Below are 23765 nucleotides of genomic sequence, written 5' to 3'. Positions count from 1 at the left end.
ATCATGACCTCGCTCCAGGACAAGGACGCAGAACGGCCCGGCTGGCGCATCGGCGTGCTCTATTCGCGCAGCGGCGTGACGGGCACGACCGAGTCGCAGCATTTCTTCGGGACGGTGCTGGCCGTGGAAGAGATCAACGCCTTGGGCGGCGTGCTGGGCCGGCCGCTGGAACCCGTGGTCTACGACCCGCGCAGCGATGCCGAGGAATACCGGCGCCTGGCGGCCCGCCTGCTGCTGGACGACGAAGTCAGCGTCATCTTCGGCGGCTGCACCTCGCATTGCCGCAAGGCGATGCTGCCGGTGGTGGAGCGCACCAATTCCTTGCTGTGGTACGGCTCGGTGTACGAGGGCTTCGAGTATTCGCCCAACGTCATCTACACCGGCGCGGCGCCCAATCAGGGCAGCATGCAACTGGCCGCCTACCTCATCCAGAACTGCGGATCGCGCATTTTCCTGGTGGGGGCGGACTATATCTATCCACGCGAAACCAACCGCATCATGCGCGAGACCGTGGAGGAGCACGGCGGCGAGATCCTGGACGAAACCTATCTGCCCTTGGGCTGCGACGAAAGCGACATCATCGACGTCGTGGCGGACATCCGCCGCATCCAGCCCGATGTGGTCTTCTCCACGCTCATCGGCGCGGACGCGCAGCGCTTCTACCAGCGCTACCACGAGGCCTGCCAGCAGGCGGGGGCGCAGACGGCCCACATTCCCATCGCCAGCCTGACCATGGCGGAGTCCGAGGTTGCTGAGATCGGCCCGCAACGTTGCGTGGGCCACATCACCGCCGCCACCTATTTCAATACTGTCGATACGCCCGCCAACCAGCATTTCCTGGCGCGCTGGCGCGAGCGCTTCGGCGAACATCCGGCCAGCGTCTATGCCGAAACTTGCTACAGCCAGGTGCACCTGTTCGCGCGCGCCCTGCAGCGGGTGGGCAGCATGGACACGCGCAAGCTCGTGCGGGCGGTGCATCAGGTCCAGTTCGACGCGCCGGACGGGCAGATGTCCATCCTGGCGGAAAACAACCATTGCGTACTGACGCCGCGCATCGGCGTATGCCGGGCGGATGGGCGGTTCGACATCGTCTGGGAGAGCGACCAGCCGGTGAAGCCGGACCCCTATCTGACGGCGTTCGGTCTGGACGAATTCTGGTTGAAATGAGCATGGACCATAGCCTACGCCGCCTCTATGAGGACCTGCGCAGTGTGGCCGTCGCGGTGGTGTACCCGCCCGGCGAAGACCGCGACGTGCTGGTCGAGCAACTCAAGCGCATCGGTTGCCGCATCCATTTGCATTGGCCATTTCCGGACGCCGCGCCCGCCGGTGCGGACGTGATTTTCTTCCAGGTGTCGCAGTGCGTGCAGAACAGCTCCGCCTGGTCGGCCAGCGAAGTCGAGGCCACCTTGATCGCGCTGTCCGAATACGAAACCCCCACGACGCTCAAGCAATTGCTGAAGACCAACGCGCACGGCGTGCTGACGCGGCCGTTCCGCTCGGCCGGCATCTTGAGCACGCTGGTGCTGGCGCGCTCGGCCAAGCAGTTCCAAAGCCGGCAGCAGGTCAAGATCGACAAGTTGGAAAACACCATCAAGGCGCGGCGCGTCATTGAAAAGGCGATCCGCGTGCTGATGGACCATCAGCGGCTGGACGAGCGCGCGGCCTATGAACACATGCGGACCCGCGCCACCGGGTTGCGTGTCAGCGTGGCGGAAGTCGCCGCCATGATCATCGAGGCCAGCGAGGCCATGGAAAAGCTTGGCCTGGGCGGCTCGCGCCCGGGGCCGGGGCAAAACGGCTAAGTGCCGGCCAGCAAAGAGGAAAACAATGAAAGTCATGATCGCCCGCCTGAACCACGAGACCAATACGTTCTCGCCCGTGCCCACGCCGCTGGCCGCGTTCGGCAACGACGGCCCCGCTTTTGGCGCGCAGGCCTACGAGGACAACAAGGGCAAACGCACGGCTATGTCCGCTTTCATCGACCTCGCGGAGGCGAACGGGGCGTCGCTGGTCACGCCGGTATCGGCCACCGCCTATCCCAGCGGCCGGGTGGATGCGGCCGCCTATCGCACGCTTTGCGATGCGATCGTGGCCGGCGCGCGAGGGTGCGGCGCGATCCTGCTGGATCTGCACGGCGCCATGGCGGTCGAAAGCACCGATGACGGCGAAGGCGACCTGCTGGAGCGCCTGCGCCAGCAGACGCCCGACGTGCCGATCGCGGTGGCGCTGGACCTGCATGGCAACGTTACGCCCAAGATGATGGCCAACGCCGACGTGATCGTAAGCTTCAAGACCTATCCCCACGTGGACATGTACGAGACCGGCGAACACGCGGGACGCATCCTATTCGGCTGGCTCAACGGCGGGCCGCGCCCGGTGATGGCGTGGCGCCGCCTGCCGTTGATGACCCACACGTTGCGCAGCGCCACGGCCGAAGGCGCCATGCGCGATGCCGTAGAGGCGGCCCGGCGTGCCGAGGCGGCCGGCATGCTGGGCGTGTCGGTGCTGGCCGGGTTCGCCCTGGCCGACATTCCCGCGCCATGCCTGAGCGTCGTGGTGGTGGGCGCGGGCGAACAGGCGCAGGCCGAGCAGGCGGCTACCGAGATGGCGCAGGGCATCTGGGCGGCGCGTGACGGCTTCTTCTACGACAGCGAACCCCTGGCCGATTCCCTGGCCCGGGCCGCCGAACTGGCGGGCGGCGCCAGCAAGCCGGTGCTGTTGCTGGACCATGGCGACAACTGCATGTCCGGGGGCACGTGCGACACCATGGAGGTCCTGATGGCCGCGGTCGACGCCGGGCTGACGGGCATCGTCGCCGGCCTGTATTGCGACCCCGAGGCGGTGGCGGCGCTGACGACGGCGGGTGAGGGCGCGCGGGTCGAGATCCTGGTGGGCAACAAGCGGCCCATCCCGGCGATCGGCCGCCCTGCGGCGCCGGTACGGCTGCGGGGCGTGGTCGGGGCGGTGACGGACGGCCAGTACGTCATCACGGGGCCGACGTATACCGGCCAGACCGCCTGCATGGGACGTAGCGCGGTGCTGGACATCGGCGCCGCCAAATTGGTGATCACGGAGCGCACGCACGAACCCTGGGATCTGGGCGTGTTCGAAAGCATGGGGCTGGACCCTCGCCAGGCCCGCTTCGTCCTGGTGAAGTCCCGGATGTACTGCCGCCCGGTCTTCGAACCGATCTCGCAGGCGCTGGTGGAATGCGGTAGCCCGGGCGTCACCAGTTCGGACTTCTCGCTCTTTCCCTACGAGCGCCGGCGCCGTCCGCTCTATCCGCTGGAACCCATGGCGCCGTCCGACTACGATCCGGCGGCTTGAGCGGCAGGCCGGTTGGCGTCCGCATACAATACCGGCCATGGAAAAAGTACGCATCTCCAAGCTCATGTCCGAGCGCGGACTCTGCTCGCGCCGCGAGGCCGACAGCTATATCGAACGCGGCTGGGTCCGCGTAGACGGCGCCGTAGTGTCCGAACTGGGCGCCCGGGCCTATCCCGACCAGGTGATCACGCTGGAGCGCGCCGCGCAGGCGCGCCAGACCTCGCGCGTCACGATTCTGATCAACAAGCCGGTGGGGTATGTGTCCGGCCAGGCCGAAAAGGGCTACACGCCCGCCGTGGCGCTGATCGACTCGCGCTCGCGCTTTGCGGGCGACCGGTCGCCGCAGCGTTTCGAACGCGCCCATCTGGACGGGCTGGCCGTAGCCGGCCGGCTGGACATCGATTCCCAAGGCCTGCTGGTGCTGACGCAAGACGGCCGCATCGCCAAGCACCTGATCGGCGAAGATTCCAGCGTCGACAAGGAATACCTGGTGCGTGTGCAGGGCGACCTGACGGACCGCGGGCTCGAACTCCTGAATCACGGCCTGTCGCTGGACGGCCGCGCGCTCAAGCCCGCCCATGTGCGCTGGCAGAACCACGACCAGCTGCGGTTTGTGCTGCGCGAGGGAAAGAAGCGCCAGATCCGCCGCATGTGCGAACTGGTGGGCCTGAAGGTCGTGGGCTTGAAGCGCGTGCGCATCGGCCGCGTGTCGCTGGGGGATCTGCCCCTGGGCCAATGGCGTTATCTGCGCGACGACGAAGGGTTTTGACCCCTATTTATTCTTAACGCTGCGGCGATTCCGGCTTGCAGACCCTATGAATGGCGGCAGATTTTTCAATCTGTTTCCGCGACCCCGCTAAGTCATGAAAGCGGGGGTATCCTTCGCTTGCCCGTCGCTGCCCAGGCGCTCGATCAGGAATTCGATGAAGATCCGGGTCTTGGCGGGCAGGAGCCGGGTTTCGGTGACCGCGTAGACAGGGAAGGGCCCCAGTTGCCAATCCGGCAGCACCCGCCGTAACTGGCCGGACTGCTGTTCTGCCGTCTGGCCGCCGACCAGCACCGCGATGCCCGCGCCCAGCATGGCCAGCCGGCGCGCCATGGCCACGCCATTGACCGAAAACCGGTTGCCCGGGGTGAATTCGATGTGCTGGTCGCCGTTGGACAACGGCCAGCGGGTCACGCGGCCAGCGCCTTCGGCGCGGAACTCGATGCACTCGTGGCGGGTCAAGTCACTGGGGTGCCGGGGTTCGCCGTGCTTGTCCAGGTAGTCGTGCGAGGCATAGAGGTGGGCCGGCAGCATGCCCAGCAGCCTTGCGATTTGCGTCGAGTCGGGCAGGTCGCCGATTTCGATGGAGATGTCGCAGGTCTGGAACACGCGGGACGCGTGGTCCGGATTGGCCAGATCCAGGAAAAACGTGACGTCGGGATAGCGGCGGGAGAACTCCATGAACGATTCAGCCAGGAAGTCCGTGCCGAAATCCGCAGGCATGTTCACCCGCAGCGGTCCGGTTGGCGTATCGACGAGTTTCTGCAGTTCTTCGTGGGCGATCTGCGCTTCGGCCACGATGCGCTGGCAGCGCTCGAAGTACAGCCGTCCGGCGTCGGTCAACTCTACCTTGCGCGTCGTGCGGCTGAGCAGCCGCAGGCCAACGGATCGTTCCAGTTCGGCCACCTGGCGAGACAAGGTCGACTTGGGGACACCCAGCGTCGCCGCCGCGCGGCTAAAACTGTGCGTCTTGGCCACTTCTACGAAGAGTTCCATGCCTTGTAAGCGTTTCATGGCGAGATTCTGTCACATGCGAGGGTCTTGGAATTGTCCCATAAATGGAATGATGTTTTCTTAATGTGCCCCTTTGTTTCCAGGGCGGGATAACGCAGAATGCGTGTTCTGCAATGCAGCAATGCGATAAAGCCCACCTTGCGTATTCAACGCGAATCCACCCAGTCGATGCGCACGACCCGCCCTAGCCGCGAAAGCGAGCATGGCGTGGGGGCATAACTTTTTTGTCAGAATTCGGGAATGCAATCTATGAATAAGAAAAGCGCTATGTGGCGCAGCGCGGCGGTTGTCACGCTGACGGCATCGGCTCTCACCTTGGCCGCTTGCGGCAAGAAGCAAGACGCGCCGCAGGCGGGCAAGCCGCAAGTCTCGGTCGTGACCCTGACCACGCAGCCCGTTTCCCTGACCACCGAATTGCCGGGCCGCACGTCCGCATTCCGCGTTGCCGAAGTCCGGCCCCAGGTCAACGGCATTGTCCAGAAGCGCCTGTTCACCGAGGGCGGCGAGGTCAAGGCGGGCGAACAGCTCTATCAGATCGACCCCGCGCTCTACCAGGCCAGCGTCGACAGCCAGAAGGCGGCGCTTGCCCGCGCCCAGGCGCAGCAGAAGACCGCCGCCTTGCTGGCCGAACGTTACAAGCCGCTGGTGGCCACGCGCGCCGTCAGCCAGCAGACCTATGACAACGCCGTCGCCTCGCGTGACCAGGCCGCCGCCGACGTGATGTCGGCCAAGGCCGCGCTGGACACGGCGCGCATCAACCTGGTCTACACCAAGGTGTTGTCACCGATCGACGGCATCATCGGCCGGTCGTCCGTGACCGAAGGTGCGCTCGTTACGGCCAACCAGACCGGTGCGTTGGCTGCAGTGCAGCAAATTGACCCGATCTATGTCGACGTGACCCAGTCCAGCGTCCAGCTGCTGCGTTTGCAAGACGCGCTGGCCAGCGGCCAGCTGAAGAAGGCCGATGGCGAACAGGCTGCGCTGGTGACGCTGACGCTGGAAGACGGTTCGCAATACAAGCAGACCGGCAAGCTCCAGTTCTCGGAAGTGACGGTGGACCAGGGCACGGGCTCGATCACGCTGCGCGCGGTGTTCCCGAACCCGGACCGCCGCCTGCTGCCGGGCATGTTCGTGCGCGCCCGCCTGGCTGACGGCGTGGCCGCCGACGGCCTACTGGTTCCGCAACGCGGCGTGACGCGCAACCAGCGCGGCCTGCCGACGGCGCTGGTGGTCAATGCCAAGAACCAAGTCGAATTGCGTGAATTGAAGACCGACCGCGCCATTGGCGACAAGTGGCTGGTTACCGACGGCCTGGCCGCCGGCGACAAGGTCATCGTGGAAGGTCTGCAAATGGTGCGGCCGGGCGTCGAAGTCGTCGCCACCGAAGCCGGTGCCAACGCGCAGCAGCCGCAGGCGGCGAACGCCGCGCCGGCCAAGCAGTAATCAGGGAGCCATGCATGGCAAAGTTTTTTATCGATAGGCCGGTTTTCGCCTGGGTGATCGCGATCGTGCTGATGATGGCCGGCGCGCTGTCCATCCTGCAATTGCCGGTCTCCCAATACCCCAACATCGCGCCGCCGGCCATCGGCATCGCGGTGACCTACCCGGGCGCGTCCGCGCAGACGGTGCAGGACACCGTGGTGCAGGTGATCGAACAGCAGATGAACGGGCTGGACGGCTTGCAGTACATCTCGTCGGAAAGCAACTCCGACGGCAGCATGTCCATCACGCTGACCTTCAAGCAGGGCACCAACCCGGACACGGCGCAGGTGCAGGTGCAGAACAAACTGGCGCTGGCGCAGCCGCTCTTGCCGCAGGAAGTGCAGCAGCAGGGCATCCGCGTCACCAAGGCCACGAAGAACTTCCTGATCGTGGCGGGCTTCGTGTCCACCGACGGCACGATGACCAAGGACGACCTGGCCGACTACGTCGCCTCCTACGTCCAGGATCCGATCAGCCGCACGCAGGGCGTGGGCGACTTCCAGCTGTTCGGCTCGCAGTACGCAATGCGCATCTGGCTGGATCCCGCCAAGCTCGTCAACTACGGGTTGACCACGGTCGACGTGGTGGCGGCGATCAAGGAACAGAACGTGCAGGTGTCGTCCGGCCAGCTGGGTGGCCTGCCGTCCGTGCGCGGGCAGCAGTTGAATGCCACCATCATCGGGCCGTCGCGCCTGGAGAAGGCTGAAGACTTCGGCCGCATCCTTCTGAAGGTCAATGCCGACGGTTCGCAAGTGCGCCTGGGCGATGTCTCGCGCATCGAACTCGGCGGCCAGACCTACGCCATCGACAGCTTCTACAACGGCAAGCCCGCCTCGGGCCTGGCAATCAAGCTGGCGCCGGGCGCCAACGCGCTGGATACGGCGCAGGCGGTGCGCGACACCATCAACAACCTGAAGCCGTATTTCCCGCCGGGCATGGACGTCGTCTATCCGTACGACACGACGCCGTTCGTCAGCCTGTCGATCCATGAAGTGTTCAAGACGCTGGTGGAAGCCATCATCCTGGTCTTCCTGGTGATGTACCTGTTCCTGCAGAACTTCCGCGCCACCATCATCCCCACGCTGGCCGTGCCGGTGGTGCTGCTGGGCACGTTCGGCGTGCTGGCCGCGTTCGGCTATTCCATCAACACCTTGACGATGTTCGGCATGGTGCTGGCCATCGGCCTGCTGGTGGACGACGCCATCGTGGTGGTCGAGAACGTCGAGCGGGTGATGGCCGAAGAGGGGCTGACACCCAAGCAGGCCACTCGCAAGTCCATGGGCCAGATCACAGGCGCGCTGATCGGCATTGCCATGGTGCTGGCCGCCGTGTTCATCCCGATGGCGTTCTTCGGCGGCTCCACGGGTGTGATCTACCGCCAGTTCTCGATCACCATCGTGTCCTCGATGGTGCTGTCGGTGCTGGTGGCCATCGTCTTCACGCCGGCCTTGTGCGCGACCTTGCTCAAACCCATCCCGAAAGGCCATCACGGCACGAAGAAGGGCTTTTTCGGCTGGTTCAACCGCACGTTCGAACGCAGCAGCAACGGCTATGCCAACAGCGTGGCGCGCGGCCTGAACCGCACCAAGCGCCTGATGGTGGTGTACCTGGCGCTTGTCATCGCCATGGGCTGGCTGTTCACGCGCATCCCGACGGCGTTCCTGCCGGCTGAAGACCAGGGCATTCTGTTTGCCCAGATCCAGACGCCGGCCGGCGCCACCGCGGAAGCCACCAAGGCCGTCATCGACGACGCCACGAAGTATCTGCTGACCGAAGAAAAGGACGCCGTGACCTCGGTGTTCGCGGTCAACGGCTTCAACTTCGGCGGCCGCGGCCAGAACGCGTCCATCCTGTTCATCAAGCTGCGCGACTGGGAAGAACGCGGCGACGCGAAGCTGAAGGCCGGTGCCGTGGCGGCGCGCGCCAATGCGCATTTCGCGAAGACCGAGCGCCGTGCGCAATTGTTCGTGGTGCCGCCGCCGTCCGTGATGGAACTGGGCAACGTGACGGGCTTCGACTTCCAGCTGATGGACCGCGCCGGCGTGGGCCATGAAAAGCTGCTTGCCGCGCGCAACCAGCTGCTGGGCGAGGCCGCGAAAAGCCCGGTGTTGATCGGCGTGCGCCCCAACGGCATCGAAGATGCGCCGCAGTACCAGCTGGACATCGACCGCGAGAAGGCGCGCGCGCTTGGCGTGGCCGTGTCGGACATCAACAGCACGCTTGCCACCGCCTGGGGGTCGTCGTATGTCAACGACTTCATCGACCGCGGCCGCGTGAAGAAGGTGTTCGCGCAGGGCGAGGCGTCGTCGCGCATGCTGCCGGAAGACCTGAACAAATGGTACGTGCGCAACAACGCGGGTGATATGGTGCCGTTCTCGGCGTTCTCGAAAGCGACGTGGAGCTTCGGCCCGCAGAAGCTGAACCGCTATAACGGCGTGCCGTCCTACAACATCCAGGGCCAGGCGGCGCCGGGCTACAGTTCGGGCGCGGCCATGGACGAGATGGAACGGTTGGCGGCCAAGCTGCCCGTGGGTGTGGGCTTCGAATGGACGGGCCTGTCCTTCGAAGAACGCCTCTCGGGTTCGCAAGCACCGGCGCTGTACGCGATTTCGCTGATCGTGGTGTTCCTGTGCCTGGCGGCGCTGTATGAAAGCTGGTCTATCCCGACCGCGGTCATGCTGGTGGTGCCGTTGGGGATCATCGGCGTGCTGTTGGCGACCTTGATGCGGGGCTTGTCCAACGACGTGTACTTCCAGGTGGGGCTGCTCACCACAGTGGGGCTGGCGGCCAAAAACGCCATCCTGATTGTGGAGTTCGCCAAAGAGCACTTCGAGGCTGGGGCCAGCCTGACGGAATCGGCCATTCACGCCGCCCGCCAGCGCCTGCGTCCGATCCTGATGACGTCCCTGGCATTCATCCTGGGCGTGACGCCGCTGGCGATCTCGTCGGGCGCCGGCTCCGGCAGCCAGAACGCGATCGGCACGGGCGTGATCGGCGGCATGCTGACCGGTACGTTCCTGGCCATTTTCTTTGTCCCCGCGTTCTTCGTGATCATGCTGCGCATGTTCAAGGTCAAGCGCATGAGCGAAAACCGCGACAAGCACGACACCAGCGCCAACGGCCCGCAGGAAGTGTCCGCCGAAGGACAACCGTAATGAAACTTCAGATGAGAACCTTATTGTCTGTTTCCCTGGCGGCGGCCCTGGCGGGCTGCTCGCTGGCCCCGACGTACGAGCGGCCGGACGCGCCGGTCGACGCCGCCTATCCCACCGGCCCGGCCTATAAGGCGGACGGTTCGCAAGCGGCGCAAGGGATGTCCACGGCCGATATCGGCTGGCGCGACTTCTTCGGCGACCCGCTCCTGCAACAGCTGATCGAGCTGTCGCTGGCGAACAACCGCGACTTGCGCGTGGCGGCCCTGAACGTGGAAGCGGCGCGGGCGCAGTACCGCATCCAGCGTGCCGATCTGATGCCCAGCGTGGGCGTCGCCGGCCAGGAGTCGGCGCAACGCACGCCGGCGGACCTGTCGCCCAGCGGCCGCGCCACGACCAGCCACAGCTACCAGGTAGGCGCCGCCATGTCCGCCTGGGAGCTGGATCTGTTCGGCCGCATCCGCAGCCTGAGCGACAAGGCGCTGGAATCGTATCTGGCCTTGGATGAAACCCGCACGGCAACCCAGCTGACGCTGATCGCCGAGGTGGCCAATGCCTATCTGACGTTGCGCGCCGACCAGGAACTGTTGAGCCTGACGCGCGACACGTTGAAGAGCCAGGAGGATTCCTTCAAGCTCACCCAGCAAAGTTATGACCAGGGTCTGTCCACCGCGCTGGACCTGAGCCAGGCCGAAGTGTCGCTGCGCACCGCCCAGCGCAACCTGTCGCAATACACGCGCCAGGCCGCGCAGGACCGCAATGCGCTGACGTTGCTGGTGGGCCAGCCCATGTCGCCCGAGATCTCGGCGGCGCTGGAGCAGGCCACCAAGCTGGACGACGGCATGCTGCCGACCACCTTGCCGGCCGGCCTGCCGTCGGACCTCCTGGCTCGTCGCCCGGACATCCGCGCCGCCGAGCACCAGTTAAAGGGTGCGAACGCCAATATCGGCGCGGCACGTGCGGCGTTCTTCCCGACCATCAGCCTGACCGGCCAGGCGGGCACCGCCAGCGCCAGCCTGGGCGGCCTGTTCGAAGGCGGTTCGGGCGCCTGGAGCTTCGTGCCCCAGATCACCGTGCCGATCTTCGCGGGCGGCTCGCTGCTGGCCGGCCTGGACTTGGCGAAGGTACAGAAGAACATCCAGGTCGCGCAGTACGAAAAGTCCATCCAGACGGGCTTTCGCGAAGTGGCGGACGCCCTGGCCGGCCGCGGCACGCTGGACGACCAGATTCAGGCGCAACGCCTGCTGGTGGACGCCAACCAGCGCGCCTACGACGTGTCCGACCAGCGTTTCCGCCAAGGCATCGACGACTACCTGAGCGTGCTGGATTCGCAGCGTTCGCTCTACAGCGCGCAGCAGGCGCTGGTGGACACGCGCCTTGCCCGTCTGTCGAACCTGGTGACCTTGTACAAGGTGCTGGGCGGCGGCTGGACCGAGCGTACGGCCACCGCGCAAGCTACGCCGGCCACGGGTTCGTAGGATGGGTGAAGCGCGAGAGCCCTTGGCGAAGCACTCGCTTGCCCAGCGCGCGCAACCCATCAAACGGCGATGGCGCAATGGCCGATCCGGCCAAGAACCCACCGCCGGATAGCCAAGAAAAAACGGGCCGATCTTTCGATCGGCCCGTTTTCTTTGATGTTTGCCTAGCGGAACGTCAGGTTCGCTTCTTGGCGATCATGCCAACCACGAACAGCACGATGATGGCGCCCACGACCGATGCGATCCAGCCGGCGGGTTCGCCTTCCGCGTACCAGCCCATCGTCTGGCCCAGGAAACCGGCGACGACAGCGCCCACGATACCCAGGATGGTGGTCATGATGATGCCCATGTTCTGGTCTCCGGGCATGATGGCCCGGGCGATCAGGCCCACGATGAACCCGACGATGATCATGATGATGAAGCTCATGCGCGTACTCCTTACTAGGGGGAAAAGGGGCAATGTGCACTGATGATACTCACGCTCCGAATCGCCCCGCTGTAACAACTGGTATGTGGCGCACGCCCGCAACATGTTGCGGCGCATTGTTGCAGCCCCCCTTGGGTCAGGAGGTCAGGTCGATCAGTTGGCGCACATCCTTGGTCAGGGCGTCGATGCTGTCGGTGTCCGAGGCCAGCAGGCGTGCGCGGCCTTCGTTGTCGAAAATGTACACGCCGCGGCTGTGCGTCACTTCATACATGTCGGCGTCGTCGCCGGGCCGGGGCTTTTCGATCTGGTAGGCGACGCGGTAGCGGCGGGCCAGGTCGGCGATCTGTTTTTCGTCGCCGGTCACACCAATGGCGTTGTTGTTGAACGCGTTGACGTAGGCCTGCAGGATGTCGGGCGTGTCGCGGTGCGGGTCCACGCTGACGAACAGGATGCGCACGTCGCGGGCCTTGTCGCCCAGGTTCTGCAGCACGGCGGTTAATTGCGCCATGGTGGTGGGGCAGATATCCGGGCAACTGGCGTAGCCGAAGAATAGCAGCACCGTCTTGCCCTTGAGGTCGTCGCTGCTGACCGTCTTGCCGCCCGCGCCGGGCAGCGAGAATTTCAGGTCGGGCAGGTGGCCCTTCACGTTGTAGAGCGTCCAGTCGACATTCCGGTCGCCGCACGCGGCAAGCAATACGCACAAGGCCAGCAGCAAGCCACGCCAGGCGCGGCCGGTAATGAAGTGTCGCATAAGTCCAGGGGCCGAAAGGGTTGGAAGGGGAAAGCCCGGCAAACCTGTCGATTCTACCCGCAAGCCCCGGGCAGGGCGGCGCGCCCCAGACCGCTGATGTCGTGCAGCCAGCACGCTTCTTGTCCTGGCGCAAACTTCTGGTGCGAGAAAGGGCACAGGCCGACTTGTGAAGCTTTGTCTGAATATTGTTGGAGAACTTGCAAATTCGCCCCGCCGGGCCATACCGGCGCACTACATTCAGGGCCTTGTCAGTGCAGTGTTTCAGGGAAGCTTCGAACGTGGACATGGCCGTGGGCACCGCCCTTCGTTATCCGTACTATCCGTATTACCCGGTGGTGGTGGACATCCTGCGCAGCCGGGTCGCCGATCGGGTGCTGGACGCGCCTTGCGGGCTGGGCTGGCTGGGCGACACGCTGCCGGGCGCCAGTGGCCGGCAGGTGGTGCTGGACGGCGTGGGGCTGTGGGAGTTTCCGCCGGCAAGCGCGGGCTACCGTTCCGTGACCGAACACGACCTGGAAACGCCGCTGGCTGTCGCCCAGGAGTACGACGCAGCCGTCTGCTGCGAGGCCATCCACTTGCTGACCAATCCGGGCGTGCTGGTCCAGAGCCTGCACCGTGCGCTGCGTCCTGGCGGCACGTTGATCCTCACCACGCCGAACACCTGGAATCTGCGCTCGCGCTTTCAGTTCCTGATACGCGGGTTCCATTCGGGCTTCCGCCCCATGGTGGGCCGCCAGCGCGGTGCGGACTACATCACGTATTTCCCTTGGAGTTTTCCGCAACTGCATCTGCTGCTGTCGCACTATGGTTTCGTGGACATCACGCTGCACGAGGTCGACGAGGTCAAGCCCAAGCGGAGGATCGAGCACTTGCTGGCCGTGCCGTCGCAGTTGTACTACCGGCAGCGGATCAAGCGCGCGGAGACCGAGGCAATCCGCGATTTCTGGAAGCAGGCGGCGTCCAGGCAGTCGGTGCACGGACGCTGGCTGGTCGTATCGGCGCGCAAGCCGGCGGACGAAAAATAACGGCCCGCACGCGGCGGGCCGTTTCAGGGAAAGACGCGGGCTTCAGTTGCCGCTCATGCCGCTATGGCGCAGCAGGGCGTCGATGCGCGGCGCGCGGCCGCGGAAGGCCGCAAACGATTCCGCTGCCGGACGCGAGCCGCCCACTGCCAGCACTTCGCGGCGGAAGCGCGCGCCGGTTTCCGGGTCCAGCGTGCCCAGGGCGTTGCCGGCCTGCTTGGCTGCCGCTTCCTCGAAAGCTTCGTACGCATCGGCGGACAACACTTCCGCCCACTTGTAGCTGTAGTAGCCCGCGCCGTAGCCGCCTGCGAACAGGTGCGAGAAGGCGTGCGGCAAGCGATGCCATGCCGGCGGGAACAGCACCGCGACTTCCTGGCGCACTTCCTGCAGCAGCGCCAGCACTTCGGCGATGGTGGCGCCCTTCGCGCGGTCGTGCATCAGCATGTCGAACAAGGCGAACTCGATCTGGCGCACGGTCTGCATGCCGCTCTGGTAGTTGCGGGCAGCCACCAGGCGGTCGTAGAGCGCGCGCGGCAGGGCTTCGCCCGTGTCCACATGGGCCGACAGCTTTTGCACCACCGCCCATTCCCAGCAGAAGTTCTCCATGAACTGCGACGGCAGTTCGATGGCGTCCCATTCCACGCTGGCGAAGGCCGCGGCGCCCGGTTCGTCCACTTCGGACAGCAGTGCGTGCAAGGCGTGGCCGGTTTCGTGGAACAGGGTGATGACGTCGTCATGCGTCAGCACGGCGGCGCGGTCGCCATTGGGGCGCGAGAAATTGCAGGTCAGGTAGACCACCGGCGTCTGCACGCGGCCAGCCACGACGCGGCGCGTGCGCTCGCTGTCGACCCAGGCGCCGCTTTGCTTGCCGGAGCGCGCATACAGGTCCAGGTACAGGTAGCCGATCAGGTCGCCCGTGGGGCTTTCCACGCGCACGCCGCGGGCATCGCTGTGCCAGGTGGACACCGGCGTTTCCGTCAGGCGCACGTCGAACAGTTTTTCGATGACTTCGTACAGGCCTGCCAGCACGCGCGGCTCGGTGAAGTACTGCTTCACCTCGTCTTCGGAATAGGCGTAGCGCGATTCGCGCAGGCGCTCCGAGGCGAAGGCTACGTCCCAGGGCTGCAGCCCGTCCAGGCCCAGTTCGCCGGTGGCGTAGGCGGTCAGTTCGGCCAGGTCGCGTTGGGCGTAAGGCTTGGCGCGGGCGGCCAGGTCGCGCAGGAAGACGGTCACTTCGCGGGCGTCGCGGGCCATGCGGGTCTGCAGGCGCAGCGCGGCGAAAGTGCCCAGGCCCAGCAGGCCGGATTCTTCGGCGCGCAGCGACAGCAGTTCTTCTATCAGCGGAGAATTGTCGAACTGGCCGTCGCCATGTTCGGACGCCACGGTGCCATAGCCGCGGTACAGCGCTTCACGCAGCGAGCGGTCTTGCGCGTACTGCATGACGGGCAGGTAGCACGGCATCTTCAGCGTCAGCTTCCAACCCGGCTTGCCGTCTTCCTCGGCGGCGGCGCGGGCCGCGGACAGGACATCGGCCGGGATGCCGGCCAGACGGGCTTCGTCTTCGACCAGCAGCGACCAGGCGTCGATGGAATCCAACACGTTTTCCGAGAACTTCTGCGAGGCCTGCGCTTCGCGGTCAGAGATCTGGGCATAGCGGTCGCGGTCGGCGCCCTGCAGTTCGACGCCGCTCAAGCGGAAGTCGCGCAGCGCCATCTCGACGATGCGGCGGCGCACCGGCGACCACGACGCGAAATCGGGGGCGGCGGCCAGGCGCTGGTATTGCTGATACAGGCCTTCGTGCAGGCCGACCCAGGTCGAGAACTCGGTGATCAGCGGCAGGGCGGCGTTATAGGCTTCGCGCAGCTCCGGCGTGTTGACGACGGCGTTCAGGTGGCCCGCCACCGACCAGGCGCGCCACAGGCGCTCGGAGGCGGTGTCCAGTGGTTCCACCACGGCTTCCCAGGTGGGCGCCAGCCCGGCATCAGCGGCGTGGTCGACGGCCTGGCGGGCGATGCCCAGCAGTTCCTCGATGGCGGGCACGATATGCCCGGGCTTGACGGCCGCATAGTCGACCAGGTCGGAGACGGGAGCGAGCAGGGGGTTCTGGGTCATGGTGTTACCGGCGTGAGCAATAGCGGGGCGGCGCGAGGGGCATGCACCCGGGCGCCGACGGAGGTCATAGGGATCAGGTAAGGGCGATCCGCCCGAATGCAAGGGCGCAAGGGCGCCCCAAGGGGGCGGCAGGGGAGCGTCCGGGCGGGAGCCGCCCGGACTGCCCGGCGGGGATCAGGCGGCAGCCCGTTCCGCGGCTTCAACCGTATTGACCAGCAGCATGGCGATGGTCATGGGGCCCACGCCGCCGGGGACGGGGGTGATGGCACCGGCCACTTCGCGGGCGGAAGCGAAGTCCACGTCGCCGCACAGCTTGCCGTCGTCGCCGCGGTTGATGCCCACGTCGATGACGACCGCGCCGGGCTTGATCATGGAGCCGTCGATCATGCCGGGCTTGCCCGTGGCAACCACCAGGACGTCGGCGCGGCGGGTCTGGGCCGCCAGGTCGCGCGTCTTGGAATTGCAGATCGTGATGGTGGCGCCGGCTTGCAACAGCAGCATGGCCATCGGCTTGCCGACGATGTTGCTGGCGCCGACGATCACGGCTTCAGCGCCGCGCAGCGTCACGCCTTCCGATTCCAGCATCTTCATCACGCCGTACGGCGTGCAGGGGCGGAACAGCGGCTGGCCGGTCATGAGCAGGCCGGCGTTGCTGATATGGAACCCGTCCACGTCCTTCTCGGCCGCGATGGCTTCGATGACCTTGTGCGAATCCATGTGCTTGGGCAGGGGCAATTGCACCAGGATGCCGTGGATCGTCGGGTCCTGGTTCAGGACGGCGATGCGGGCCAGCAGTTCGGCCTCGGTCATCTCGGCGGGGTACTGTTCCTTGACGGAATGCAGGCCGGCCTTCTCGCAGGCGGCAACCTTGTTGCGCACGTACACCTGAGACGCGGGATCCGCACCCACCAGCACCACGGCCAGGCCGGGGCGGGTGCCCTTGGCGGCCAGGGCCGCGACGCGCTGGGCGACTTCTTCGCGAATACGCAGCGACAGTGCTGCGCCATCGATAATCCTAGCGGTCATGCGTGGGCCTCGGGTTTGGCCAAGGCCACTTTCATCAAATCAGCAACGGTAGTCACTTCCAGTTTTTCCATAATGTTGGCGCGATGCGCCTCGACGGTCTTGATGCTGATGCCCAGGTCGTCGGCGATCTGCTTGTTCAAGCGGCCGGCGACAATGCGCTCCAGCACCTGCTGCTCGCGCGCGGTCAGGCGCGCCAGCATGGCTTCGTGATCCTTCTGGGCCTGATGCTTGCTGACGCGTTGCGTGGCCTGTTCCAGCATGCGCGCGACGATCTCGCGCAGGTCGGACTCGTTGAAGGGCTTTTCCAGGAAGTCGACCGCGCCTTTCTTCATCGTGGACACAGCCATGGGCACGTCGCCGTGGCCGGTGATGAACACGATGGGCAGCGGCGCGTTGCGGGCGATCAGTTGTTCCTGGAGTTCCAGGCCGCTCATGCCCGGCATGCGCACGTCGGCGATCAGCACGCCGATCTGGCTGGCGTCGTAGTCTTCCAGGAAGGATTCGCCGCTGGCATAGGCGCGAACGCGGTAGCCATTGGCTTCCAGCAGCCAGCGCAACGAATCGCGGACCGCTTCGTCGTCGTCAACAATAAATACCGTGCTCGACAGGTGGGGCGTGTTCATGCGTGCAACTCCTCGGACTGATCATTCTGGGCCTGCGTCTGGGACGCAGCGCAGGGCAGGGTAAAGCGGAAAATAGTACCGCCGGCGGGGTTGGGGTCCGCCCACAGGCGGCCGTGGTGCGATTCGATAATGGTACGGCAGATATTCAGCCCCATGCCCAGGCCCTGGGATTTGGTGCTGAAGAAAGGTTCGAACAGGCGCTCGGGCTCGGCCAGGCCATGGCCGCGGTCCACCACGGCGACTTCGATGTGCTGATCGTGCAGGATGACCGCCACCTTGAGCTCGTCGGACTCGCTCTTTTCCATGGCTTCCAGCCCGTTCTTCAGCAGGTTCAGCAGCACCTGCTCGATCAGGATCGGGTCGGCCAGCACGTCCGGGGCGTTCGAGGGCACGAAGCTGTCGATGCGGATGCGGCGCTTGCGGGCGTCGATTTCGGCAAAACCGATGGCATTGTCGACAATGCGGCCGATGGCCACGCGCTGGCGGCGCGGTTCGCTGCGCTTCACGAATTCGCGGATGCGGCTGATGATCTTGCCGGCGCGCTCGGCCTGGGAGGCGGCTTTTTCCAGCGCCGGCAGCAGCATGTTGGGGCTGGTGTGGCCTGCCTTGACCAGGGCGACGGCGCCCATGCTGTAGTTCGCGATGGCGGTCAGCGGCTGGTTCAATTCGTGCGCCAGCGACGAGGCCATTTCGCCCATCGTCGTCAGGCGGCTGGTCAGCTGGATCTTTTCTTGCTGCACGCGGGACGCCTCTTCGTGGCCGCGGCGCTCGGTGATGTCGCGCGCAACCTGCATGCGCACGCGGCGGCCGTCGGTCCAGGCCAGCATGCGGTGGTGCACTTCAAACCAGCGCTGCACGGAGGGCGCGAACACTTCCACCGATTCGTCGGTGAAGCGGCCGCGGCGGCCGGCCAGCAATTCGTCGTGGCCGCCCGTCTGCGCGCCGAACACGCGGCGGTAGGTGCGGTTGGCGAACAGCAGTTCCAGGCCGTCATGGGTGTCGGCCGTCACCGAAATGGCGTCGTCCAGGCCTTCCAGCACCGTCATGAAGCGCTCGTGCGCGGCGGTGAGCGCCTCGCGGATGCGCTTGGGTTCGGTGATGTCCGTCATGGACGTCATCCAGCCGATCTGGTTGCCGTTGGGGTCCAGCAGCGGGGACACATACATGCGGGCGGTGAAGCGCGAACCGTCGCGGCGCTGCGCTTCGACTTCCAGGCCGCTGCTGGGCGTCTTGCCCGACATCAGCACGTCCAGCGTGTGCTGGTGCTGTTCGTGGCGGCCGGGCACCCAGTAGGGGAAGGGCGGGCTGCGGCCGATCAGGTCGGCCTCGTTCCAGCCGATCATGCGGCAGAACGCCGGGTTCACGTAGGCGATGCGGCCTTCCATGTCGAGCACGCGCATGCCGGTGGACATGGAGTTCTCCATGGCGCGGCGAAAGCCCGTTTCGGCGATCAGCGCGGCCTCTGCGGAGGAACGGAAGCGGGTATAGCGCCACAGCATCAGCAGGCTGATGACGATCACGCAGGACAGGGCCAGCACCACCCAGATCAGGCGTTGCTGACGCATTTCCTGGTCGATCGTCACAAACATGACGCTGTCGTCATGGATGCGTTGCAGCCAGAAGAACACCCCCATCACACAGATGTACAGGATCAGCACCATGGCGGGCGTGACCCAATACACGCCGCGGCGGCGGGTGCGGGCGTGATCGTGGAACGGCGTAGGTATATTGGACTTGGGCGCGCTGGACATGGAATTCGGGCCAGATAGACCGCGCATTTTAGTGCGGGTTGGCATGGAATTGCCGGGAATCAACCCCGGCTTTTGGTGTAAGGCATAAAAATTACCCCCACACGGCGCTCGTTGGGCGCTTTTGGTGCCGCGGGCGGGCATATTTTGCCTTGGCGCGGCCGAGGCGCGAAAATCGGCTTGCAGTCAGGATACATTCAGCTTGTGGTCAACATTTCGCATTATGAAATGCCGTACCGCAACATGAAATTTTCCTTGCGAGCGGTTAATCTTCTTTCTTAGAATGCCGGCTGATAGGGAACCGACCCAAAGCAGGTCTCTAGAAAAACACCCCGACCCATGCCTGACATGGTAGCCCGGATGATCCCGGCTACCATGCAGAGTCCGCGAGTAGATAAGCGGGTGTGGTCACGAACGAACCCCAACAGGAGACACACGATGTCCTCTTTCGCCCAGGCTGGCGCCCCGCAGGCTGCCAACGACGAAGACACCCTTGAAACCCAGGAGTGGCTCGAAGCCCTGGCGGCAGTCCTTGATCGCGAAGGGCCGCAGCGCGCGCACTACCTGCTGGAACGCCTGATCGACGAAGCCCGTCGCTCCGGCGCCCACATCCCGTTCTCGCCGAATACCGCTTACGTCAACACGATTCCCCCGGGCCTCGAGCCCGCGCATCCGGGCAACCTGGAGCTGGAATCGCGCATCCGTTCGTACGTGCGCTGGAACGCCATGGCCATGGTCGTCAAGGCCAACAAGCACAATCCGCCGGACGGCGGCGACCTGGGCGGCCACATCGCGTCGTTCGCCTCGCTGGCCACCATGATCGGTTGCGGCCAGAACCATTTCTGGCACGCTGAAGACGAAAACCACGGCGGCGACCTGGTCTACTTCCAGGGCCACACCTCGCCCGGCATGTACGGCCGCGCCTACCTTGAAGGCCGCCTGACCGAAGACCAGCTGAACCACTTCCGCCAGGAAGTGGACGGCAAGGGCCTGTCGTCCTATCCCCACCCGAAGCTGATGCCGGATTTCTGGCAGTTCCCGACGGTGTCGATGGGCCTGGGCCCGCTGATGGCCATTTACCAGGCCCGCTTCCTGAAGTACCTGCACGCCCGCGGCATCGCCGACACCAGTAACCGCAAGGTCTGGGTGTTCTGCGGCGACGGCGAAATGGACGAACCCGAATCGCTGGGCGCCATCGCCCTGGCGGCCCGTGAAAAGCTCGACAACCTGATCTTCGTGGTGAACTGCAACCTGCAGCGTCTGGACGGTCCGGTGCGCGGCAACGGCAAGATCATCCAGGAACTGGAAGGCGACTTCCGCGGTTCGGGCTGGAACGTGATCAAGCTGATCTGGGGCGGCTACTGGGATCCGCTGCTTGCGCACGACAAGGAAGGCATCCTGCGCAAGATCATGGAAGACACCGTGGACGGCGAGTACCAGGCGTACAAGGCCAACGACGGCAAGTTCGTCCGCGAACACTTCTTCGGCAAGCACCCGAAGCTGCTGGAAGCCGTGTCGCGCATGAGCGACGAGGACATCTGGCGCCTGAACCGTGGCGGTCATGACCCCCACAAGGTGTACGCCGCGTTCGACGCCGCGACCAGTCACACCGGTCAACCCACCGTCATCCTGGCCAAGACCATCAAGGGTTACGGCATGGGCCACGTGGGCCAGGCCAAAAACCCGACCCACCAGCAAAAGAAGCTGGAACTGGAATCGATCCGCGAATTCCGCGACCGTTTCGGCATCCCGATTCCCGACGACCAACTGGCCGACCTGCCGTACTTCAAGCCGGCCGAAGATTCGCCGGAAATGAAGTACCTGCACGAGCGCCGCGCCGAGCTGGGCGGCTACCTGCCGCGCCGTCGCGCCCGCGCTGACGAGCAACTCAAGGCGCCCGCGCTGGATGCCTTTAAGGCCGTGCTCGAGCCCACCGCCGAAGGCCGCGAGATCTCGACCACCCAAGCCTTTGTGCGCATCCTGAACCAGGTGCTGCGTGACAAGGAACTGGGCCCGCGCGTCGTGCCGATCCTGGCCGACGAATCGCGCACCTTCGGTATGGAAGGCCTGTTCCGCCAGATCGGCATCTATGCGCCGGAAGGCCAGAAGTACACCCCGGTCGATAAGGACCAGGTGATGTACTACAAGGAAGCGGCCGACGGCCAGCTTCTGCAGGAGGGCATCAACGAAGCGGGCGCGATGAGCTCGTGGATTGCGGCGGCCACGTCGTACTCCTCGAACAACCGCATCATGATCCCGTTCTTCATCTACTACTCGATGTTCGGGTTCCAGCGCATCGGCGACCTGGCTTGGGCAGCGGGCGACATGCAGGCGCGCGGCTTCCTCCTGGGCGGCACCGCCGGCCGCACGACGCTGAACGGCGAAGGCCTGCAGCACGAAGACGGCCATAGCCACATCCTGGCGTCCACCATCCCGAACTGCGTGTCCTACGACCCGACGTTCGGCCATGAGTTGGCCGTGATCATCCAGCATGGCTTGAAGCGCATGGTGGAAGACCAGGAAAACGTCTATTACTACCTGACGGTGATGAACGAAAACTACCCGCAACCCGGTCTGACCCAGGGCGACGAGGAAGGCATCATCAAGGGCATGTACAAGCTGAAGTCGCACGGCAAGGGCAAGAACCGCGTGCAACTGATGGGTTCGGGCACGATCCTGCGCGAAGTCATGGCTGCGCAAGAGCTGCTGGAAGCCGACTGGGGCGTGGCCTCGGATCTGTGGAGCGTCACCAGCTTCACCGAACTGCGCCGCAACGGCCTGGACGCCGAACGCCACAACATGCTGCATCCCGACGAGAAGAAGCCGCAAGTCGCCTACGTCACGGAACAGCTGGCCAAGACGGAAGGCCCGATCATCGCGTCGACCGACTATATGAAGCTCTTCGCCGACCAGATCCGTCCGTTCGTGCCCAAGGGCCGCGAATACAAGGTGCTGGGCACCGATGGTTTCGGTCGCTCGGATTTCCGCTCGAAGCTGCGCGAGCACTTCGAAGTGGACCGCCACTTCGTCGTCGTCGCCGCACTGCGCGCGTTGGCCGACGAGGGCAAGGTGCCGGTTGCCAAGGTGGCCGAAGCCATCAAGAAGTACGGCATCAATCCGAACAAAGCCAACCCGCAATACGCCTGAGGGTAAAGAGACATGAGCAACATCGTGCAAATCAAGGTTCCCGACATCGGCGACTTCAAGGAAGTGGAAGTCATTGAAGTGCTGGTGGCGGTGGGCGACACGATCAAGGCCGAACAGAGCCTGATCACCGTCGAATCCGACAAGGCCTCGATGGAGATCCCCGCGTCGCAAGGCGGCGTGGTGAAGTCCATTACCGTGAAGGTCGGTGACAAGGTCGCCGAAGGCGCGGTCGTGCTGGAAGTGGAAGCGGCTGACGCCGCTGCCGAGGCGCCCAAGGCGGACGCCAAGGGAGCGCCCAAGGCCGAGGCCAAGGAAGCGCCGAAGCAAGCCGCCGCTGCCGCGCCCGCCGCCCGTGCCGAAGCCGCCGCGCCGGCTGCCGCCAGCGGCCCGATCGAGATCGAAGTGCCTGACATCGGCGACTTCAAGGAAGTGGAAGTCATCGAAGTCATGGTCGCGGTCGGCGACACGATCAAGGCCGAGCAAAGCCTGATCACCGTCGAGTCCGACAAGGCCTCGATGGAGATCCCGGCTTCGCAAGGCGGCGTGGTCAAGGAAGTGAAGGTCAAGGTCGGCGACAAGGTCGCCAAGGGCTCGGTCGTGGTCGTGGTGGAAGGCGCTGCCGCCGCGGCGGCTCCGGCCGCCAAGACCGACGCTGCGGCTGCTGCGCCGGCGGCCAAGGCAGAAGCCAAGGCCGAGGCCCCGGCTGCTGCTGCGCCGGCGTCGCGCCCGGCTCCCGCCGCCGCGCTGGAAGATCCCAACCTCAAGCCCGGCCAACTGCCGCACGCTTCGCCGTCGGTGCGCAAGTTCGCCCGCGAACTGGGCGTGAACCTGAGCAAGGTCAAGGGTTCGGGTCCGAAGGAACGCATCACCGCTGAAGACGTGCGCGGTTTCGTCAAACAGGCGCTGGCCGCCGGTCCGGTTGCCGCCGCAAGCGGTTCGGGCGATGGCGCGGCCCTTGGCCTGCTGCCGTGGCCGAAGGTCGACTTCACCAAGTTCGGCCCGATCGAAGCCAAGCCGTTGTCGCGCATCAAGAAGATTTCCGGCGCGAACCTGCACCGCAACTGGGTCATGATCCCGCACGTCACCAACAACGACGAAGCGGACATCACCGACCTGGAAGCGCTGCGCGTCACGCTGAACAAGGAAAACGAGAAGTCGGGCGTGAAGGTCACGATGCTTGCCTTCCTGATCAAGGCCGTGGTTGCGGCCCTGAAGAAATTCCCCGAGTTCAACGCGTCGCTGGATGGCGACAACCTGGTGCTCAAGCAGTACTACCACATCGGTTTCGCTGCCGATACGCCCAACGGGCTGGTGGTGCCGGTGATCCGCGACGCCGACAAGAAGGGCATCCTGCAGATCGCGCAGGAAATGACCGAACTGTCCAAGAAGGCCCGCGACGGCAAGATCTCGCCTGCTGAAATGCAGGGCGGCTGCTTCTCGATCTCGTCCTTGGGCGGCATCGGCGGCACCTCGTTCACGCCGATCATCAACGCGCCTGAAGTGGCCATCCTGGGCGTGTCGCGTTCGTCGCACAAGCCCGTCTGGGACGGCAAGCAGTTCGTGCCGCGCCTGATCGTGCCGCTGTCGCTGTCGTACGACCACCGCGTCATCGACGGCGCGTCCGCTGCCCGCTTCAACGCCTATCTGGGCGCCTTGCTGGCCGATTTCCGCCGCATCGCGCTGTAAA

Annotated in this window: 17 protein-coding genes; 10 read left to right on the top strand and 7 right to left on the bottom strand. The window is 65.2% G+C overall.

Annotated elements, in window-relative coordinates:
• Window positions 1–3: 3 nt before the first annotated feature.
• The 4 genes from AC3WMU_RS09610 to AC3WMU_RS09595 are packed head-to-tail and all read left to right on the top strand — an operon-like array spanning window position 4 to window position 4099.
• Window positions 4–1167, top strand: coding sequence for a transporter substrate-binding domain-containing protein (locus AC3WMU_RS09610; RefSeq protein ID WP_088588389.1), 1164 nt, complete (start codon window positions 4–6; stop codon window positions 1165–1167).
• Between the two features lie 2 nt (window positions 1168–1169).
• Complete coding sequence (locus AC3WMU_RS09605; RefSeq protein WP_035214086.1) at window positions 1170–1805, top strand: ANTAR domain-containing response regulator; 636 nt, start codon at window positions 1170–1172, stop codon at window positions 1803–1805.
• A 25-nt stretch (window positions 1806–1830) separates the two neighbouring features.
• Window positions 1831–3330 (top strand): M81 family metallopeptidase, encoded by a 1500-nt coding sequence (locus AC3WMU_RS09600; RefSeq protein ID WP_492282220.1) that lies wholly within the window; start codon window positions 1831–1833, stop codon window positions 3328–3330.
• 37 nt (window positions 3331–3367) lie between these two features.
• Complete coding sequence (locus tag AC3WMU_RS09595; protein WP_006227397.1) at window positions 3368–4099, top strand: pseudouridine synthase; 732 nt, start codon at window positions 3368–3370, stop codon at window positions 4097–4099.
• 87 nt (window positions 4100–4186) lie between these two features.
• Here the strand turns inward: AC3WMU_RS09595 and AC3WMU_RS09590 are convergent, their stop codons facing one another.
• Window positions 4187–5092 (bottom strand): LysR family transcriptional regulator, encoded by a 906-nt coding sequence (locus AC3WMU_RS09590; RefSeq protein WP_492282369.1) that lies wholly within the window; start codon window positions 5090–5092, stop codon window positions 4187–4189.
• Window positions 5093–5377: 285 nt separating this feature from the next.
• Between AC3WMU_RS09590 and AC3WMU_RS09585 the strand changes: the two genes are divergently transcribed.
• Genes AC3WMU_RS09585 through adeC form a run of 3 tightly spaced genes read left to right on the top strand, consistent with a single transcriptional unit; the run spans window position 5378 to window position 11222 of the window.
• Entirely contained in the window at window positions 5378–6553 is a 1176-nt protein-coding gene (locus AC3WMU_RS09585) for an efflux RND transporter periplasmic adaptor subunit (RefSeq protein ID WP_280028630.1), read from the top strand.
• 14 nt (window positions 6554–6567) lie between these two features.
• Window positions 6568–9747 (top strand): efflux RND transporter permease subunit, encoded by a 3180-nt coding sequence (locus AC3WMU_RS09580; protein WP_088588386.1) that lies wholly within the window; start codon window positions 6568–6570, stop codon window positions 9745–9747.
• Window positions 9747–11222 carry an AdeC/AdeK/OprM family multidrug efflux complex outer membrane factor gene (gene adeC / locus AC3WMU_RS09575; protein WP_035214088.1) on the top strand — a complete coding sequence of 492 codons (1476 nt, stop codon included), beginning with the start codon at window positions 9747–9749 and terminating at the stop codon, window positions 11220–11222. The genes AC3WMU_RS09580 and adeC overlap by 1 nt, the downstream gene beginning before the upstream one ends.
• Before the next feature lie 175 nt (window positions 11223–11397).
• On the opposite strand, the gene AC3WMU_RS09570 is transcribed toward adeC, so the two are convergent.
• Window positions 11398–11649: a GlsB/YeaQ/YmgE family stress response membrane protein gene (locus AC3WMU_RS09570; protein WP_006227402.1), complete on the bottom strand. Its 252-nt coding sequence runs from the start codon at window positions 11647–11649 to the stop codon at window positions 11398–11400.
• A 136-nt stretch (window positions 11650–11785) separates the two neighbouring features.
• On the bottom strand, window positions 11786–12400 hold the full coding sequence (locus tag AC3WMU_RS09565; protein ID WP_454676709.1) for an SCO family protein: 615 nt from the start codon (window positions 12398–12400) through the stop codon (window positions 11786–11788).
• A gap of 284 nt (window positions 12401–12684) precedes the next feature.
• Here AC3WMU_RS09565 and AC3WMU_RS09560 point away from each other — a divergent pair, with 284 nt between their 5' ends.
• Window positions 12685–13425, top strand: coding sequence for a methyltransferase domain-containing protein (locus tag AC3WMU_RS09560; RefSeq protein ID WP_006227404.1), 741 nt, complete (start codon window positions 12685–12687; stop codon window positions 13423–13425).
• 42 nt (window positions 13426–13467) lie between these two features.
• On the opposite strand, the gene AC3WMU_RS09555 is transcribed toward AC3WMU_RS09560, so the two are convergent.
• The 4 genes from AC3WMU_RS09555 to AC3WMU_RS09540 all read right to left on the bottom strand — a co-directional run bounded on the left by AC3WMU_RS09555 (window position 13468) and on the right by AC3WMU_RS09540 (window position 18934).
• Complete coding sequence (locus AC3WMU_RS09555; RefSeq protein ID WP_492282219.1) at window positions 13468–15534, bottom strand: M3 family metallopeptidase; 2067 nt, start codon at window positions 15532–15534, stop codon at window positions 13468–13470.
• 174 nt (window positions 15535–15708) lie between these two features.
• A complete protein-coding gene (gene folD, locus AC3WMU_RS09550; RefSeq protein WP_006227406.1) occupies window positions 15709–16560 on the bottom strand; it encodes a bifunctional methylenetetrahydrofolate dehydrogenase/methenyltetrahydrofolate cyclohydrolase FolD in 852 nt (283 codons plus the stop codon).
• Window positions 16557–17183: a response regulator transcription factor gene (locus tag AC3WMU_RS09545; protein ID WP_006219003.1), complete on the bottom strand. Its 627-nt coding sequence runs from the start codon at window positions 17181–17183 to the stop codon at window positions 16557–16559. The genes folD and AC3WMU_RS09545 overlap by 4 nt, the downstream gene beginning before the upstream one ends.
• A complete protein-coding gene (locus AC3WMU_RS09540; protein ID WP_006227407.1) occupies window positions 17180–18934 on the bottom strand; it encodes a PAS domain-containing sensor histidine kinase in 1755 nt (584 codons plus the stop codon). Before AC3WMU_RS09540 ends, AC3WMU_RS09545 begins: the two co-directional genes overlap by 4 nt.
• Window positions 18935–19369: 435 nt before the next feature.
• Here AC3WMU_RS09540 and aceE point away from each other — a divergent pair, with 435 nt between their 5' ends.
• Together aceE and aceF are read left to right on the top strand one after the other, a co-directional pair.
• Window positions 19370–22078: a pyruvate dehydrogenase (acetyl-transferring), homodimeric type gene (gene aceE, locus AC3WMU_RS09535; protein WP_280028601.1), complete on the top strand. Its 2709-nt coding sequence runs from the start codon at window positions 19370–19372 to the stop codon at window positions 22076–22078.
• Between the two features lie 12 nt (window positions 22079–22090).
• On the top strand, window positions 22091–23764 hold the full coding sequence (gene aceF / locus AC3WMU_RS09530) for a dihydrolipoyllysine-residue acetyltransferase (RefSeq protein ID WP_492282218.1): 1674 nt from the start codon (window positions 22091–22093) through the stop codon (window positions 23762–23764).
• Window position 23765 lies beyond the last annotated feature (1 nt).

The organism is Achromobacter sp. FW305-C-13 (assembly GCF_058783475.1).
Note: the sequence above shows the minus strand (reverse complement) of the source record. Positions and strands in the feature narration are given on the sequence as shown.